The 16,034-nt window shown below is 69.0% G+C and carries 15 protein-coding genes; 8 read left to right on the top strand and 7 right to left on the bottom strand.

The window, feature by feature from the left end; genetic code table 11:
* Window positions 1-291: hypothetical protein (locus VKQ35_RS13025; RefSeq protein ID WP_324362259.1), on the top strand; the 291-nt coding region annotated here is incomplete at its 5' end.
* 251 nt (window positions 292-542) lie between these two features.
* On the opposite strand, the gene VKQ35_RS13030 is transcribed toward VKQ35_RS13025, so the two are convergent.
* Window positions 543-1,652 (bottom strand): S-(hydroxymethyl)glutathione dehydrogenase/class III alcohol dehydrogenase, encoded by a 1,110-nt coding sequence (locus VKQ35_RS13030; protein ID WP_324362261.1) that lies wholly within the window; start codon window positions 1,650-1,652, stop codon window positions 543-545.
* Between the two features lie 137 nt (window positions 1,653-1,789).
* Between VKQ35_RS13030 and VKQ35_RS13035 the strand changes: the two genes are divergently transcribed.
* From VKQ35_RS13035 to VKQ35_RS13050, 4 genes are all read left to right on the top strand, one after another.
* The gene (locus VKQ35_RS13035) at window positions 1,790-2,047 is read left to right on the top strand and encodes a hypothetical protein (RefSeq protein WP_324362263.1); all 258 of its coding nucleotides are present in this window, start codon (window positions 1,790-1,792) and stop codon (window positions 2,045-2,047) included.
* Between the two features lie 23 nt (window positions 2,048-2,070).
* A complete protein-coding gene (locus tag VKQ35_RS13040; RefSeq protein ID WP_324362265.1) occupies window positions 2,071-2,640 on the top strand; it encodes a hypothetical protein in 570 nt (189 codons plus the stop codon).
* A gap of 83 nt (window positions 2,641-2,723) precedes the next feature.
* Entirely contained in the window at window positions 2,724-3,041 is a 318-nt protein-coding gene (locus VKQ35_RS13045; RefSeq protein WP_324362267.1) for a hypothetical protein, read from the top strand.
* A 95-nt stretch (window positions 3,042-3,136) separates the two neighbouring features.
* A complete protein-coding gene (locus VKQ35_RS13050) occupies window positions 3,137-3,379 on the top strand; it encodes a sulfurtransferase TusA family protein (protein WP_324362269.1) in 243 nt (80 codons plus the stop codon).
* On the opposite strand, the gene VKQ35_RS13055 is transcribed toward VKQ35_RS13050, so the two are convergent.
* On the bottom strand, window positions 3,354-4,274 hold the full coding sequence (locus VKQ35_RS13055; protein WP_324362271.1) for a YihY/virulence factor BrkB family protein: 921 nt from the start codon (window positions 4,272-4,274) through the stop codon (window positions 3,354-3,356). The two genes, VKQ35_RS13050 and VKQ35_RS13055, sit on opposite strands and share 26 nt — an antisense overlap.
* Window positions 4,275-4,441: 167 nt before the next feature.
* Here VKQ35_RS13055 and VKQ35_RS13060 point away from each other — a divergent pair, with 167 nt between their 5' ends.
* On the top strand, window positions 4,442-4,882 hold the full coding sequence (locus tag VKQ35_RS13060; RefSeq protein ID WP_324362273.1) for a YciI family protein: 441 nt from the start codon (window positions 4,442-4,444) through the stop codon (window positions 4,880-4,882).
* Window positions 4,883-4,956: 74 nt separating this feature from the next.
* On the opposite strand, the gene VKQ35_RS13065 is transcribed toward VKQ35_RS13060, so the two are convergent.
* The 3 genes from VKQ35_RS13065 to VKQ35_RS13075 all read right to left on the bottom strand — a co-directional run bounded on the left by VKQ35_RS13065 (window position 4,957) and on the right by VKQ35_RS13075 (window position 7,954).
* Window positions 4,957-5,538: an FxDxF family PEP-CTERM protein gene (locus VKQ35_RS13065; protein ID WP_324362275.1), complete on the bottom strand. Its 582-nt coding sequence runs from the start codon at window positions 5,536-5,538 to the stop codon at window positions 4,957-4,959.
* 412 nt (window positions 5,539-5,950) lie between these two features.
* Window positions 5,951-7,099, bottom strand: coding sequence for a CaiB/BaiF CoA-transferase family protein (locus VKQ35_RS13070; protein WP_324362277.1), 1,149 nt, complete (start codon window positions 7,097-7,099; stop codon window positions 5,951-5,953).
* 78 nt (window positions 7,100-7,177) lie between these two features.
* Window positions 7,178-7,954 (bottom strand): SDR family NAD(P)-dependent oxidoreductase, encoded by a 777-nt coding sequence (locus VKQ35_RS13075; protein ID WP_324362278.1) that lies wholly within the window; start codon window positions 7,952-7,954, stop codon window positions 7,178-7,180.
* A 120-nt stretch (window positions 7,955-8,074) separates the two neighbouring features.
* Between VKQ35_RS13075 and VKQ35_RS13080 the strand changes: the two genes are divergently transcribed.
* The gene (locus tag VKQ35_RS13080; RefSeq protein ID WP_324362280.1) at window positions 8,075-9,406 is read left to right on the top strand and encodes a diguanylate cyclase domain-containing protein; all 1,332 of its coding nucleotides are present in this window, start codon (window positions 8,075-8,077) and stop codon (window positions 9,404-9,406) included.
* Entirely contained in the window at window positions 9,407-9,958 is a 552-nt protein-coding gene (locus tag VKQ35_RS13085) for a hypothetical protein (RefSeq protein ID WP_324362282.1), read from the top strand.
* Between the two features lies 1 nt (window position 9,959).
* On the opposite strand, the gene VKQ35_RS13090 is transcribed toward VKQ35_RS13085, so the two are convergent.
* The gene (locus VKQ35_RS13090) at window positions 9,960-12,473 is read right to left on the bottom strand and encodes an ATP-binding protein (protein WP_324362284.1); all 2,514 of its coding nucleotides are present in this window, start codon (window positions 12,471-12,473) and stop codon (window positions 9,960-9,962) included.
* A 103-nt stretch (window positions 12,474-12,576) separates the two neighbouring features.
* Entirely contained in the window at window positions 12,577-16,029 is a 3,453-nt protein-coding gene (gene mfd / locus VKQ35_RS13095; protein WP_414692343.1) for a transcription-repair coupling factor, read from the bottom strand.
* Window positions 16,030-16,034 lie beyond the last annotated feature (5 nt).

The raw sequence follows: 16,034 nt of genomic DNA on the forward strand, positions 1-16,034 counted from the left end.
CGGGCCAGCCTGCCGGTGCTGCTGCGCACCCTGGAGGACGTCGTCGCCGACGCCGCGGCGCTCCCCGGTCCTGAGCCGGCGGCGCTCCCGACCCTGCGCGAACTTCTGGCGCACATGGCGCCGGGATCGCCCGCAAAGACATCCCCGACGCGACCCAAGACGGACCTGCGCGTCAAACTCGCCGGCTCCGGCGCCGCCGTGACGCTTCAGCTGGCCCGGAGGCCCGCAAAGGTTCCCGCCGGCCTTGCTGTGCGCCGCGCGACAGGGCCTCCACGGTCGCCTGACGGCTGAGAGGTGAGCGCCCCGCTCCCGAATCCGCTCAGCCAGTCTGGACACGAAGACCACGAAGACCACGAAGGGGCCGCGCCACCCGCGAGCGCAGCGAGCTCTCTCGCCATGCCGATTTCAAGATTCGCCTGCGGCGGCTCCGCGGGCAGGACGCCTTCGTGTTCTTCGTGACCTTTGTGGTCTTCGTGTTCAAAGGCCTGAGCCTCCGCTTTCGCGGAGTCTCAAAGCGCGAACACGTTCGTGTGGTTCGTGGACTAATAAATGACCACGCTACGGATGCTCTCGCCGGCGTGCATCAGGTCGAAGGCGTCGTTGATCTTCTCCAGCGGCATGGTGTGGGTGATCATCGGGTCGATCTGGATCTTGCCGTCCATGTACCAGTCGACGATCTCCGGCACGTCGGTGCGCCCCCGCGCGCCGCCGAACGCGGTGCCCTTCCAGACGCGCCCGGTGACCAGCTGGAAGGGCCGCGTGGCGATCTCCTTGCCGGCCTCGGCCACGCCGATGATGATGCTCTCGCCCCAGCCGCGGTGGCAGGCCTCCAGCGCCTGGCGCATGACCGTGGTGTTGCCGGTGCAGTCGAAGGTGTAGTCGGCGCCGCCGTCGGTCAGCTGGACCAGATGCGCGACCAGATCGCCCTCCATCTCCTTCGGATTGACGAAGTGGGTCATGCCGAACCGCCGGCCCCAGTCCTCGCGCGCGGGATTGATGTCGACGCCGACGATCATCGAGGCCCCGACCATCCTGGCGCCCTGGATGACGTTGAGCCCAATGCCGCCCAGGCCAAAGACCACGACGTTGGCGCCCGGCTCGACGCCGGCGGTGTTGACGACCGCGCCGACCCCGGTGGTCACCCCGCAGCCGATGTAGCAGGCCTTGTCGAACGGCGCGTCGGCGCGGATCTTCGCCACCGCGATCTCCGGCAGCACCGTGTAGTTCGAGAAGGTTGAGCAGCCCATGTAGTGGAAGACGGTCTCGCCCTTGTAGGAGAACCGGCTGGTCCCGTCGGGCATCAGCCCCTTGCCCTGGGTCGCGCGGATCGCCGTGCAGAGGTTGGTCTTGCGCGACAGGCAGCTTTTGCACTGCCGGCATTCCGGCGTGTAGAGCGGGATCACGTGGTCGCCCGGCTTCACGCTGGTGACGCCCGGCCCCACCTCGACCACCACGCCCGCGCCCTCGTGGCCCAGGATCGCGGGGAACAGGCCCTCCGAATCCAGGCCGTCCAGGGTGTAGGCGTCGGTGTGGCAGATCCCCGTCGCCTTGATCTCCACCAGCACCTCGCCGGCCTTGGGCCCCTCCAGGTCCAGTTCGACGATTTCCAGCGGCCGCTTGGCCTCGAACGCAACGGCGGCACGGGTCTTCATTTAGGATCCTCTCAGGCTTGATTTGGCGGCGCGACCCTTTCCCATTCGCACGCGGTTGTGAAGGCCCAGAACCGGCCGGCGGGGCGGCTTATGGCGCCGCTTGCGCAACAGAGACGCCCGATCGGCGTTACGCCAGCATGAGCGAGCCGCAAGACCTCAACCCGGACGAGCGCAACATCCTGTTGACCGCCCTGCGCGCGCCGCTGTTCGACAGCGATCCGGGGGTGATGGGCGTGTGCCTTCGGCTCTGCGGCCGCAAGCTGCTGCAGCGGGCCGGCGGCGTGGCCGTCGCCAACGGCTGGCGAGGTTCGCCGCACGCCTTCGTGCTCACCCGCGAGGGCTGGAGCCTGGTGAACGCGGAACGCCGCCGCGTCCCGGTCCTGCGGACCGGCTGACGTCCAGAGCAAACGGAGACTTCATGACCCTGCGACCCCTGCGACCGGCCCTGGCGGCCTCGATCGCCGCGATCTGCGCCGCCGGCCTGTTGAGCGCCGGCTGCTCGAAGAAGGACGATGTCGCCGCCACGACGACAACCACCTCCACGACGGTCACGGGGCCGGCGAACACCGGCGGCGACGTGGTCGCCGGCGCGCTCAGCCCGGCCACGGCGGGCGGCGCCACCCAGGTTCCCAGCGCCGGCGGCGCCAGCGACCTTGGCCAGACCGCGGCCGTCTCGCCGCCGGCCAATTCGAACGGCACGACCCCGGCCAGTCCGGGCGTGGGCCTGGCCGGCGGCCTGGCGCCCGGCGTCGCAGCCCGTCAGGGGCTGACCAGCTCGGGAACCGGCGTCGCGGCCGCCACGACGAGCGGGGCGGTCCCCGCCGCGGCCGGCGCGACCAACGCCAGCGCCCGCGGCGCCGTCACGCCGGTGGGCGGCGTGCTCGGCCCGAGCGGCGCCGGCGCGGTTGGCGGCGCGGCTGGCGGCTCTGGAGCCGGCGCGGCGGTCGCGCCCGGGGCCGTGGCGAGCGGCGCGCCGCCCCGCGAATAAGGTTCTTTCACTTTTTCGGGAACAAGCCGGCGCGGTAGCGGTTGAAGGGTCTCACCTGGTCTTTTTCCCGAGGGAGCCACTCCATGACATCCATCACCTGGCGTTCGAGCCTGATCGCAACCGCTGCGGTGCTCGCCGCCTCCAGCTTCGCCCTGGGCGCCTGCACCAAGAAGGCCGACTCGCCGGACGCTTCCACGACCACGAGCACGACGTCGACCTCGACGGACGCCTCGGCCGCCACCTCCACCCCGCCGGCGACCGATCCGTCCGCCGCCCCGGCGCCCGGCACGCCTGGCACCACGACCACGACCAATCCGGACGGCTCGCAGGGGACCGCCCCGACCACGCCGCCGACCACGACGACCAAGTCGACCACCACCACGACCACGCCGCCGAAGTAGGCCGCGCGGCGCCAGATCAGGGGCCGGTCCGTTCCGCGGACCGGCCCTTTTTCGTTCGGCTTGGGCGCAGGGCGCCGGCGTTGTATGCCGCGCCCATGGCCTCGCCGGACCATCCGCCTGAAATCCTCGTCGACGCCCGCGGGCATCGCTGCCCGGTGCCGACGCTGCGGCTGCGCAAGGCGCTGGAGGCCGCGCCGGCCGGGACCGTCGTGCGGCTGCTGGCGGACGATCCGATGGCGCGGATCGACGTGCCGCACTTCACCGCCGAGATCGGCGCCGAGATCCTGAACCGGCGCGATCTGGAGGTCGGTTTCAGCTTTCTGGTTGTGAAGCGATAGGCCGCTCGCCGCGCTGGTCCGCCAGCGCCGGGCGGCCGGCATGTTCGTCGATCGCCAGTTCGATCTCGGTCGCCAGCGCGCCGCCGAAGAAGATCGCGTTCACGTTCCAGGAAAGCCAGATCAGGAAGACCACCACGGTGGCGATCGAGCCATAGGTCGCGCCAAGGCTGGCGATCTGCTCGACGTAGAAGGCGATGGCCCAGGACGCGAACAGGCAGAGCACCGCGGCGCTGAACCCGCCGGCCAGCGAGGCCCGCCAGTCCACCGGCCGGCTGGACATGGCCCAGCGGTAGATTAGGCTCATGCCGAGCGTCATCAGGCCGGTCGCCCAGGTCCATTCGCTGTAGAGCCAGGAGACGCCGCGCAACGGCCGCAGGTCGAACGCCGCGCCCATCACCCGCAGGCCGAAGAACAGCGCCGAGACGAATCCCAGCAGGGCGAAGGTCGCCACCAGCACCACCAGGGCCATGACGTTGAAGCCGACGAAGCCGCGTGGCTCGTCCTCATCATGGATGAACGACAATCCCGCCAGCATGGCCTTGAACCCGCGGTGCGAGGCGTAAAGGCCGATCAGCACGGCAAACGCGCCCTGGGCGGTCATCGCCACGTGCGGGGCGTGGGCCAGGCGCACCAGCTCCTGCTGCACGATGCTGCGCGCGCCCTCGGGAATCACCAGGGCCAGCAGCTCGCCCTCGCGCTCGGCCTGCAAGGGGCTCGACAGCAGGCTGTAGAGGGTCACCAGGATCGCCAGCGCCGGGAAGATCGCCAGCAGGCTGAAGAACGAGACGCCGCCGGTGTAGAGCATCACGTCGCGGCCCCAGAGCCGCGCCAGCGCCCGCCAGAGCGTAAGCACCCACAGCCGTGGGTCCCAAGGAACGGCCCGCAGTCGCGACATGATCCGGATGGCCGTCATCGGGCGGAAGGTGCTGAGGAATGGCGCCGTTCGCAAGGCGCGGCGTGCAACAATTCCGTTCGATCTGTCGGGTGCGGGCGCCATGGTTCGTCGTTACAGGCAGAAGCCGGGCGAAGCGCCCACGCCAGCGAACGGATGGAGCGAGAGCAATGCGGGTCATGGTGATCGTGAAGGCCAACCAGGACTCGGAGGCCGGCGGCCTGCCGACGCCCGAGTACATCGCGCGAATGGGCGCCTATAACGACGAACTGATCGCCGCGGGCGTCATGCTCGACGCGGGCGGCCTCGCCCCAAGCGCCCGCGGCGCGCGCGTCAGCCTGCGCCGGGGCCAAGCCACCGTCACCGACGGCCCCTTCACCGAAACCAAGGAGCTGCTGGGCGGCTATTGGATCTGGCAGGTGGCGTCGCTGCAGGAGGCCATCGACTGGGCGCGGAAGGCGCCGACGGATGGCGACCGGGAATTCAATCTCGAGCTCCGGCCGTTCATGGAGCCGGAAGACTTCGCCGAGGTCGCCTCGCCGGAACTGATCGCCCAGGAACAAGGATGGCGCGACGAGCAGGCCAGCAAGGCGCCCAGGGCGCCGGCCTGAACCTTCCCTGGAAACGCAGGACGCCGCCATCTGCCGAAGATGGCGGCGCCTGACGTCTGATCGGTCGCCGAAGGTTAGGCGGCGACGAGCATCGAGCGGCGGCGGCGCAGCAGAGCGCCGGCGCTGCCGAAGCCGATGATCATCAGCGCCCAGGAAGCCGGTTCCGGCACCCCGCCCGCGATCGGCGCGAAGTTCACCGTGCCGCCGAACGACGCCGCGGGACCGCCCGAACCCTTCACGATCAGCTCTTGCTGATGGCCCGAGGTCACGAACTGCGCCGTGATGCCCGCACTCGGGAGACCCGCCGGCGTCGGCCCGATCATCCCGCTCACGCCGTTGAACGTGAAGCCAGTGAACACAAGGTTGTTCTTCGTGTCGCTCGACGTCACGGACGAACCCACGGTGCCGGTCGGCAGCGTAAAGTTGAAGGTGTCGGTGAAATCGGTCGTCGACGGATTGTAGGACTGGGTCGAAACGCCCTGGCTCGATGAGCTGCCCCCGGCGACGCCGAGGCCGGTGTCGCCGATTACAACGGAGATCGCCCCCGTCGTGGTGTTGGTTGTCCAGGTGTCGATAAAGGTCGCCGCGCTCGCGGCGCCGGCGAACGCCAAGGCCGCGGCAACCGTCGCCACGCCGAGTTTGCTTCGAATGTTCATAGGCCCAGCCCTTCTGAGGTCACATCATCTGCACCGAAGCCGTTAGTGGCGCGGGTCAGCTGACCTAGAAACTGAGATCGCCCGGCACAGTTCCGCCCTATTTGAAATTTTTTCAGTATCGGGGATCTGCCCTACTTTGTTATGGCCACGCTTTCTGCTGCAACGCGTGCGCTCGCCCTCCCCTTACTCATTCAATGTAAGTCGGATAGGCGACAAAAGCTTTGCGTTACAGTAGAGCTTCGGCGCCAGATGAGGCTCAAATGGAAACGGCCCGCCACCGGTGAGGGTGGCGGGCCGCCGATGGGCGTGTCGTTCCATCAGATCGTTCGCCGCTTCGAGGGACGGGAGAGCGCGACGAACAACCTCGCGCAAGATTGTGACCCGGCGGCTGAACCCAACCTGAACGGGACCTTCAGGAAACAGGCGCCGCGGCCGGAGCGCTCGCGCCGTTCAGCGCGTCGACCTCACCCTTTGAGAAGCCCCAATCCAGCAGGGCCTCGCTGTTGTGCGCCCCGATCGCCGGGGGCGGCCCCTGGATCGCGCCGGGCGTGGCGGAGAAGCGCGGCGCGGGCGCGGGCTGCACGACCCCGGCGATCTCGACGAAGGTCTGGCGCGCGGCGTTGTGCGGATGTTTGGGCGCCTCGCCAAGGTCCAGGACCGGCGCGAAACAGACGTCGGTGCCATCCATGATCTCGCACCACTGCGCCTGAGTCTTGCCGGCGATCTTAGCGGCGAGCTTCTCGCGCAGCTGCGGCCAAGCCGAGCGGTCCATCTGGCGGGCGAACGCCGGATCGGCGATCCCGGTCTTCTCCAGCAGGAGCGCATAGAACTGCGGCTCGATGGAGCCGATGGATATCCATTTGCCGTCTGCGCACTGGTAGGTGTCGTAGAAGTGAGCGCCGCCGTCGAGTAGGTTGGAGCGCCGGGTCTCCTGCCACATGCCTGACGCCTTGAAGCCGTAGAACATGGCCATCAACGAGGCCGCGCCGTCGCTCATGGCGCAGTCAATCACCTGACCCTTGCCGGTCTCGCGAGCCTGGATCACGCCGGCCAGCAGGCCGAACGCCAGATAGAGCGCCCCGCCGCCGAAATCGCCCACCAGGTTCAGCGGCGGCACAGGCTTGTCGTCCGTGCCGATGGCGTGCAGGGCGCCGGTGATGGCGATGTAGTTCATGTCGTGGCCGGCGGCGTTGGCGTAGGGGCCGGTCTGGCCCCAGCCGGTCATGCGGCCGAACACCAGCTTCGGATTGCGCTTCAGGGCGACGTCGGGGCCCAGGCCCAGCCGCTCCATGACGCCCGGCCGGAAGCCTTCCAGGATCGCGTCCGCCCTTTCCATCAGCTTCAGGCAGGCCTCGATAGCCTCGGGCTGCTTCAGGTCCAGGGCGACCGAGCGGCGGCCGCGGGACGTGATGTCGGTCGGCGCGCCGCCGCGGCCACCACCCTTGCGATCGATCCGCACCACGTCCGCGCCAAGATCCGAGAGCAGCATGCCGCAGAACGGACCAGGTCCGATCCCGGCGAACTCCACCACCTTCAGCCCGGTCAGCGGTCCCTGGCGCATCGTCGTCACTCCCTATGGCTTACGTGCAAGTAAAGCGCCCTGCCCCTCAGTAAGCCAAGTGGGGGTAAGCCAAGTGGCCTAGCCGCCGCCCGGCAGGGTCTGACCGTCGTCGATGATGAACAGGCTGCCGGTGATCGCCTTGCCCGCTGGCCCCGCCAGCATCAGCAGGGCCGCGTCCAGGTCGCTCTCCTGCATCAACCGCCGGCGCGGGAAACGCTTCAGTTGCGCCGCGCCGCCTTCGGTCTCGAACCACTCATCGTTGATGCCGCTCAGGATATAGCCCGGACCGATGGCGTTGACCGCGATCCCGCGCCGGGCCCACTCGCGGGCCATAACCCGGGTCATCATCGCCACCGCCGCCTTCGAGGCGCAGTAGGCCGACAGCCCCGGCAGGTTGGTCTGGCCCGCCACCGAGCCGATGTTGACGATCCGCGCATCCCCGCGCTCCGCGACGCCGGAGTCCAGCATCAACCTGGCCGCCGCCTGGGCGGCGAAATAGACGCCGCGCACATTGATGTCGAAGGTCTCGTCGAACTTCTCGATAGTCATGTCGAGCGCCATGCCGTCACCGCCGACGCCGGCGTTGTTGATCAGGATCGAGATCGGCCCCAGCGCCGCCTGGATCGCGTCGAAGGCCGGCGCGATGCTCTTCGCGTCCGCGACATCCAGCCGCAGGCCGATGGCGCGATGGCCCTGCGAGGTCAGTTCAGCGGCAAGGGCTTCGACCTTGTCCAGGCGGCGCGCGGTCAGGGCCACAGCGGCGCCTTCCGACGCCAGGACCCGGGCGAAATGGGCGCCTAGGCCGGCTGACGCACCGGTGACAACTGCAACCTGACCTTGCAGACTTGCGCCCATATTCAACCCCCTTAACCTTTCCTGACCTGTCGCATCCTACGGTGTCCGTCTATCTTGCGGCGCCGAGTCCTGGTTCGGGGCCTGTTTTCGGGCCAAGTCGGTTTCATAGGAAGGAATTAGATGTCGTCGAGCGTTCAGGCACGCATCCTGATCGTCGCCCGCGACGACACCTTGGCGGGTCCGCTCGCCGAGGGTTTGGACCGGCTTGGCTGGAAGACCATCACTGCGCGCGGCCGCTTCGCCGCCGTCACCGCCATCGCCGACCTGCAGATCGAGGGCGCGATCATCGACCTGCGCGGTGTCGGCGAAGAGGCGCTGGGTCTCGCACGGCGGCTGAAGGCTGCCTGCGCGCCACGCAAGCTGCCGGTCATCGCGATCGGCGACCCCGACCCGATTCTGGAGACCTACGGCTTCGACGTGACGCTCGCCGCCCCGCTGCATCCGGCCCAGGCGGCCATGCGGCTGGAGACCCTGGTGCGCACCGCGGTGGCCGAGGAGGAGTTCGAGCTGCGGAGCGAGACCTTCGCGGAGGTCGGCCGCAAGTTCGACCCGCCGGAAACCGACGTCAGCCCCTACCGCGTGCTGGCCATCGGCGAGCCCGCGCCGCAGTTCCTGGCGCTCAACAATGCGCTGCTGCGCAATGGCGCCGACGTGGTGGGCGCCTTCACCGCCTACACCGCCTTCGACTACCTGCATGAGCGGATCTTCGACGCCGTGGTGCTGTGGGCCGGCGACAATCCGCAGGAGGCGCTTTCCATCGCCGCGGGCCTGCGGCGCAACACCCGCCTCTATCACACGCCTGCCCTGCTCTACATGCGCAAGGAAACCTACGTCACGACATCGGAGGCCTTCCACCGCGGCCTGTCGGATGTGGCCTCGCCCGAGACTCCGGAAAGTGAAACCGCCCGGCGGATCGTCGAGCTGGCCCGCAGCTACCGCCGCCAGATGGGCGTGCGCGCGGCGCTGGAGCAGGCGCGCACGTCCGGCCTGATGGACGCGGCCACCGGCCTCTTCACCCGCGAGATGTTCGCCGCCCATCTTGGCCGCCTGGCCCAGGCCGCCAAGCTCCGCAACCGCGCGCTCAGCGTCTGCGTGCTGAAGGTCGCCGACAAACCGGAGCTGAAGGCCGCCCGGGCCGGCGGCTGGCTCGACCGCGCCATTCCGCAGATCGGCTCGATGATCGGCCGGCTGGTGCGCGTCGAGGACACCGCAGCCCGCCTGGGCCCCGAGGTCTTCGCGCTCGCGCTCCCCAACACGCCCGGCGCCAACGGGCGCCTTGCCGGCGAGCGGATCGCCGCGGTCATCGGCTGTACGGCCTTCGAGGCCGGCGAGGGCAACACACCGTTCGTGGTGGAGTTCGACCTGGGTGTGGCCCCGGTGACCTCCGCCGAAACCGCCGGACGCGCGCTGGAGGAAGCTGCGGCGCACGCTCATGGCCTGAAGGCGAGCTGAATGCCTCCCACGTCCGCGAATGGGTCGCCCTGGGCGACGCTGATCCCGATCGCCATCGCCATGGCGGTGGTGATCCTGCGCAATTCCCGCGCGCGGCGCCTGCGGATCGAGGCGATGTGGATCGCGCCGGTGATCATCGTGGCGATGATCGGCGTGGCGCTTTGGGCCGAAAGCCGGGCGTCTGTGGCGCGCGGCGGCGCTGGTTTTGCGCTGACGCCCCTCAACATCGGGCTCGACATCGCCGGCGTCATCGCGGGCGCCCTGCTGGGCTGGTGGCGCGCCCGCTTCACCAGCATCACCATCGACCCGGCCACCCATGAACTGACCAGCCGCGCCTCGCCGCTCGGCATGGTGGTGATCCTGGGCATTCTGGTGATCCGCACCGCGGTGCGCACCTACGCCACTGGCGGCGCGCTCGGCGAATGGGCCGCGCCGGTCGCCGACGCGCTCCTGGTGATGTCGGTTGGTCTGGTCTGCGCCCAGCGGCTGGAAATCTACATCCGCGCCAATCGCCTGCTCAACGAAGCCGGCGCCGGCGGATCGCCGTCTTAGATCAGGCGCTGCGGGCGGCCGCTGGCGCTTCGTCGCGCGACGTGAGGATCTCGATCAACGCATCCACCAGGGCGTCCGGCTTGATCGGCTTGGCGAGGTGGAAGTCCGCGCCCGCGGCGCGTGAGGCGACCACGTGCTCGGCGAGCGCATCGGCGGTCAGGGCGACGATCGGCGTCCGTCCCGCGCCACGCTCGGCTTCGGCGGCGCGGATCGTCTGCGTCGCGGTCAGGCCGTCGACGTTGGGCATGTGCAGGTCCATCAGGATCAGGTCATAGCGCCCGGCCGCCTCGGCCTCGATCGCCTCCTTGCCATCGCCGACGATGATCAGATCGACGCCCAGCGGCTCCAGGATCAGGGCCACGACCCGCTGGTTGACGGGATGGTCCTCGGCCAACAGCACGCGGCAGCCGGCGAGCGCCGCGCCGGCATCGTCCTCCGGCTCCTGCGCGTCCTCCGACAACAGGCAGACGGCCGGCAAGGCCAGTTGGGCGAAGAAGGCTGAGCCGACGCCCGGCTGGGATTCCGCCCAGACGCGGCCCTGCATCAACTGCGAAAGCGAGGCGCAGATCGCCAGGCCCAGCCCCGTCCCGCCGAACCGCCGGGTGATCGAGACGTCCGCCTGCTCGAAACGCTGGAACAGCCGCTGGCCGACGTCGGGCGAGAAGCCGATGCCACTGTCGCGCACCGCGAACAGCACGCCATCGGCGTTGCGGCTCACTTCAAGCGCGACCTCGCCGCTGTCGGTGAACTTCACCGCATTGGAGAGGAAGTTGGAGAGGATCTGGGTGATCCGCAGCTCGTCGCCATGGACCCCCCCGGCCGCGCTCTCGTCCACGCGCCAGCGCAGGGTCAGGCCCTTGGCCTCGGCGGCGGCGCGGTGCAGCTCGGCCACGCGGCGCACGCAGACCTGCAGGTCGAACGGCGCCTCGTCCAGCGACAGCTGGCCGGCCTCGATCTTCGAGAAGTCGAGAATGTCGGTCAGCACCTGCTCCAGCAGTCGCCCGGAGGAGATGATCAGCGCGGCCATCTCCTTGTCCTCAGGCGTGGTTTGCCGCTCGGCCAGCAGGTGCGACAGCGCCACGACACCGTTCAGCGGCGTGCGCAGCTCGTGGCTCATGGTGGCGAGGAACGAGGACTTGGCCTGATTGGCCTGATGCAGTTCGGCGGTCCGCTCGCGCACCCGGTCCTCGAGGCCCGTGGTCAGTTCGTGCGAGCGGTCGCGCTCGGCGGCCAGCGCCCGGGCCAGATCGCCGATCTCGTCGGCCCGGCTCTCCAGGGCCGCAGACGCGTCGTCGGGATCGCCGGTCCCGGCGGCATCGGCGGCCAGCCGCTCCAGAGGCCGCACGAAAAGACTGCGCACCCAGGCCAGGATCAGGGCCGCCTGCGCCAGCGCGCCCAGGAGCCCGATGGCCAGTAGCGGCAGCGCCGACTGAGTCGCCGCGCGGGTCACCTCGGCCTTGGGCAGGCTCATCAGGAAGTACCAGCGGGCGTCGATGTGGCCATAGGCCATCAGGTTCTGACCGTCGGGGCTGTCGACCACGCCGAATTCGCGATGCTGCGCGCGGATCTGCTTGGCCACCTCGCGCAGGCCCAGCTTCGTCTCATAGGTGTGGATCGCCGGCGCGGTGACGTATTTCGAGGTCACGAAGCCCGGATAGGCGATCAGCGAGCCCTGCTCGTCGATGATCAGGTTGGTGGCGCCCGGCAGGGTCTCGCGCATGGCCGATAGGAAGTGCGAGCCCATCTGCATAGTGTCGGCCCAGGCCCCGACATAGCGGCCATGCAGATAGACCGGTGTCACGCAGGCCGAGACCATCGACTTGTGCGTGCGGTCGGTGAGCAGCGGGGTCAGCTTGGTGCAGCCGGTGGCGCCCTCGGCGGCCGCGCCCGGCAGGCTCATGGTCAGGAATTCCTTGGTCGCCAGATCCAGGCTCGCCGGCGCATCGTGGTTGTAGAACGATATCTTGTCCGGCAGGTCCGGCGCGAACATCACCATGCGGTTCGACGGGGACACGAAATAGAAGTTGCCGAAGGTCGCGCGGTCCGCCTCGCCGGTGGAGCGCACCACGTAGGTCACCGCCATCATCAGGCGTTTGTCTTCGTCGCTGACCGCCGCGCCCTTGCCCATGAACGAGGTCAGGCCATAGAGCCGGTCGCCGCCTGACGCGAGGCCTGTCGACAGCTCCGGGATGCTTCGCCGCGTGCCGTCGGCCTGCAGCGGGAAGAGCCGGTCGAAGTCGCGCACCGCCTGCTTCGGATCGGTGTGGTCGTAGCGTTCGATCAGGGCTTGGGAGGCCGAGCGGTGCTCGCCGCGCAGCTGGTCGAACATCGCCTGCTCGGACTTGGTCCGTTGCTTCACATAGAGCGACAGGTCATCGACCCGCATCTGCTCGGCCCGGTCGCGGAACATCACATAGGCCGCCACAGCGCCGGTCGCGGTGAAGGCGAGCGAGATCGCCAGCAGCCCGCCCAGCAGCTTTTGAGACAGCGACAGTGACTTCAATCGCAGTTGCAAACGAAGGGCCCCCGAGGACTTCCCCGTAATGCCGGCTAAGCTTTGTAGATTGATTTAACGCCGTGATCCGAAACGCGATTGCGACAATCCGTCCACGGCCGATCTAGGCCGCGAGCCGGGCCAGTTCGCTCAGTACCCGCTCGGCGGCGTTGAGCCGCTGCTCGGGAGTCTCCCACTCGCCCTTGACCACGACCTTGTTGTCGGGCCGCACCCGCCAGGCGACCTGGTTTTTCGCGACGAACTCAATGAGCGCGCCCGGGTTCTTGAAGTCGTCGTTGCGGAAGCTGACGACAGCGCCCTTCGGCCCGACATCGATCTTGGCGACATTGGCCTCGCGGCAGAGACCCTTGATGGCCACGACCTTCAGCAGTTGGCCAGCCTCCGGCGGCAAGGGGCCGAAGCGGTCGATCAGCTCGGCGGCGAGCGCCTCGCGGTCCTGCGCCTTCTCGGCGTCCGACAGGCGGCGATAAAGCGACAGGCGCACGTTGAGGTCCGGCACATAGTCTTCCGGGATCAGCACGGCCGCGCCGGTGTTGATCTGCGGCGACCAGCCCCGGTCGTTGTCCAGGCCCTCCTGGCCGGCGCGGGTCTTCAGCTCGTTGACCGCGTCCTCCAGCATCTGCTGGTAGAGTTCGACGCCGATCTCGCGGATGTGGCCGGACTGTTCCTCGCCGAGCAGGTTGCCGCCGCCGCGGATATCCAGGTCGTGGCTGGCGAGCTGGAAGCCGGCGCCGAGGCTGTCCAGCGACTGCAGCACCTTCAGCCGCCGCTCGGCCGAGAGCGTGATCTGCTTCTCCGCGGGCGTGGTCATGTAGGCGTAGGCGCGGCTCTTGGCCCGCCCGACCCGGCCGCGTAGCTGATAAAGCTGGGAGAGGCCGAACATGTCGGCGCGGTGAATGATCAGGGTGTTGGCGGTCGGGATATCCAGGCCGCTCTCGACGATCGTCGTCGACAGCAGGACGTCGTACTGGCCGTCGTAGAAAGCGCTCATCACCTCCTCGAGCTGGGTCGGCGCCATCTGGCCGTGGCCGACCACGAACTTCACCTCCGGCACCTGCTCGCGCAGGAAACGGGTCAGTTCCGGCAGGTCGGAGATGCGCGGGGCCACGTAATAGGCCTGGCCGCCGCGGTACTTTTCGCGCAGCAGGGCCTCGCGGACCACGACCGGGTCCCAGGGCGTGATGTAGGTGCGCACCGCCAGGCGGTCGACCGGCGGGGTGGCGATGATCGACATTTCCCGGATGCCGGAGAGCGACATCTGCAGGGTGCGCGGGATCGGCGTGGCGGTCAGCGTCAGCATGTGCACGTCGGCGCGAAGCTCCTTGAGCTTCTCCTTGTGCTTGACCCCGAAGTGCTGCTCCTCGTCGACGATCACCAGGCCGAGATTGCGGAAGCCCACCTGCTTCGAAAGCACCGCGTGGGTGCCGACGATGATCTCCACCTCGCCGTTCTTCAGCGCCTCGCGGGTCTCGGCGGCCTCCCTGGCCGGCACCAAGCGCGAGAGGCGGCGCACCTTCACCGGCCAGCCCTCGAAGCGCTCGCTGAAGGTCTTGAAGTGCTGGCGGGCGAGCAGGGTCGTCGGCGCGACGATGGCTACTTGCTGGCCGCACATGGCGACCACGAAAGCGGCACGCAGCGCCACCTCGGTCTTGCCGAAGCCGACGTCGCCGCAGATCAGCCGGTCCATTGGCTTGCCGGCGGTCAGGTCCTCCAACACGTCGCCGATGGCGATTAGTTGGTCCTCGGTCTCCTCGTAGGGGAACCGCGCGCAGAACTCGTCGAACACCCCGTGCGGCGGGTCCATCGGGTCGGTCGTCTTGGTCGCCCGCTCGGCGGCGATGCGGATCAGGCCCTCGGCCATCTCGCGCAGCCGCTCCTTGGCGCGCGCCTTACGGCCCTGCCAGGCGGCGCCGCCCAGCCGGTCGAGGATCACGCCCTCCGACTCCGCGCCGTAGCGGGTGAGCAGGTCGATGTTCTCCACCGGCAGGTAGAGCTTGCTGTCGCCGCCGTACTGCAGCTCCAGGCAGTCGTGCGGCGCGCCCTGGACATCGAGCGTCTTCAGCCCGTCGTAGCGACCGATGCCGTGGTCGATGTGCACCACCAGATCGCCCGGCGTCAGCCCGGAAGCCTCGGCCAGGAAGTTGGACGCGCGGCGCCGGCGCCTCGGCCGCGCCAGCCGGTCGCCCAGGATGTCGGTCTCGGAGATGACCGCCAGAGCATCGGTCTCGAACCCGGCCTCCAGCGGCAGGACGACGCGCTGCGGCGTCTTCGGACTCGCCGCCTTGGCCGCGTCCCAATAGGGCGCGAAGGGAACGTCCTTCAGGCCGTGATCGGCCAGCATCGAGCCCAGGCGGTCGGACGACCCCTCCGACCAGGAGGCGAACAGCACCCGCTTACCGCCGGCCGCCAGCGCCTGGGCGTGATGGGCGGTGGCCTCGAACAGGTTGACGCTGTCCTTCTGGCGCTCCGGCGCGAAGCTGCGCCCTGCCCTGGCCCCCATGTCGATGACCGTGTCGCCCTCGGCCTCGTTGAAGGACGAGAACCGCCGCGTGGCCCGCCTGGCGAGCTGCGCCTGCCACTCGTCGGCGGTCAGGTAGAGCCGGTGCGGTTCCAGCGGGTGATAGTGCACGCGCCGTTCGACCTGCGAACGGGCGTCATAGGCGTCGGCGATCAGCGCCAGGCGTTCGTCCCGCGCCTCCCGCGACAGGTGGTCCAGCGCGATCGCGGCGCCCGGCGGCAGATAGTCGAACAGGGTCGCCATCTGCGGATAGAACAGTGGCAGCCAGTGCTCCATGCCGGCGCGGCGGCCGCCTTCGGAGACGGTGGCGTAGAGCGGGTCGTCGCCGGCCGCGCCGAAGGTCTCCAGATAGCCAGCCCGGAACCGCGAGACCGCATCCTTGTCGAGCAGCACCTCGCTGACCGGCAACAGGCTGACGTCTTTCAGTTGTTTCGTTGACCGCTGCGTCTCGGGGTCGAAGGCGCGGATGGATTCCAGGGTGTCGCCGAACAGGTCCAGGCGCACCGGCTCGTCGGCCGAGGGCGGGAAGACATCGATCACCCCGCCGCGGATGGCGAATTCGCCCTTCTCCGAGACCGTCGAGGCGCGCTGATAGCCGTTGATCGCGAAATAGGTTTCCAGGTCGGAGATCTCGACCAGATTGCCGGTGCGCGCCGCATAGCTGGCCCGCTTCACCGAGGCCTGCGGCGGGACGCGCTGAACGAGCGACGGCACGGTGGTGACGAGCAGCCTGGGTGTCTTTTCGTCCGGCGCCTCGCAAAGCCGCGAGAGCGTCGTCATCCGCTGGGCCGCGATCCCCGCCGAGGGCCCGATCCGGTCGTAGGGCAGGCAGTCCCAGGCCGGGAAGGTCAGGACCTCGACCTCAGGCGCGAAAAAGCGGAAAGCGTCGGCGAAGGCCGAAAGCCTCGTCCCGTCGCGGGCGACGAACACCGTCAGGCCTTTGCGGGACCGCACGATGTCGGCCATCACCAGGGCGTCGAAGCCCTCCGGCGCGCCGACCAGGTCCAGGCGGCCGGGATCGTCGGCGACGCGGCGCATCTCGG

It is taken from the genome of Phenylobacterium sp. (assembly GCF_035309685.1).
Taxonomy (GTDB): Bacteria; Pseudomonadota; Alphaproteobacteria; order Caulobacterales; family Caulobacteraceae; genus Phenylobacterium.

What these genes read in the sequence shown, in the direction of transcription:
- VKQ35_RS13030 (WP_324362261.1), bottom strand. Translation starts at nt 1,652, where the DNA reads ATGAAGACCCGTGCCGCCGTTGCGTTCGAGGCCAAGCGGCCGCTGGAA.
- VKQ35_RS13035 (WP_324362263.1), top strand. Translation starts at nt 1,790, where the DNA reads ATGAGCGAGCCGCAAGACCTCAACCCGGACGAGCGCAACATCCTGTTG.
- VKQ35_RS13040 (WP_324362265.1), top strand. Translation starts at nt 2,071, where the DNA reads ATGACCCTGCGACCCCTGCGACCGGCCCTGGCGGCCTCGATCGCCGCG.
- VKQ35_RS13045 (WP_324362267.1), top strand. Translation starts at nt 2,724, where the DNA reads ATGACATCCATCACCTGGCGTTCGAGCCTGATCGCAACCGCTGCGGTG.
- VKQ35_RS13050 (WP_324362269.1), top strand. Translation starts at nt 3,137, where the DNA reads ATGGCCTCGCCGGACCATCCGCCTGAAATCCTCGTCGACGCCCGCGGG.
- VKQ35_RS13055 (WP_324362271.1), bottom strand. Translation starts at nt 4,274, where the DNA reads ATGTCGCGACTGCGGGCCGTTCCTTGGGACCCACGGCTGTGGGTGCTT.
- VKQ35_RS13060 (WP_324362273.1), top strand. Translation starts at nt 4,442, where the DNA reads ATGCGGGTCATGGTGATCGTGAAGGCCAACCAGGACTCGGAGGCCGGC.
- VKQ35_RS13065 (WP_324362275.1), bottom strand. Translation starts at nt 5,538, where the DNA reads ATGAACATTCGAAGCAAACTCGGCGTGGCGACGGTTGCCGCGGCCTTG.
- VKQ35_RS13070 (WP_324362277.1), bottom strand. Translation starts at nt 7,099, where the DNA reads ATGCGCCAGGGACCGCTGACCGGGCTGAAGGTGGTGGAGTTCGCCGGG.
- VKQ35_RS13075 (WP_324362278.1), bottom strand. Translation starts at nt 7,954, where the DNA reads ATGGGCGCAAGTCTGCAAGGTCAGGTTGCAGTTGTCACCGGTGCGTCA.
- VKQ35_RS13080 (WP_324362280.1), top strand. Translation starts at nt 8,075, where the DNA reads ATGTCGTCGAGCGTTCAGGCACGCATCCTGATCGTCGCCCGCGACGAC.
- VKQ35_RS13085 (WP_324362282.1), top strand. Translation starts at nt 9,407, where the DNA reads ATGCCTCCCACGTCCGCGAATGGGTCGCCCTGGGCGACGCTGATCCCG.
- mfd (WP_414692343.1), bottom strand. Translation starts at nt 16,029, where the DNA reads ATGCGCCGCGTCGCCGACGATCCCGGCCGCCTGGACCTGGTCGGCGCG.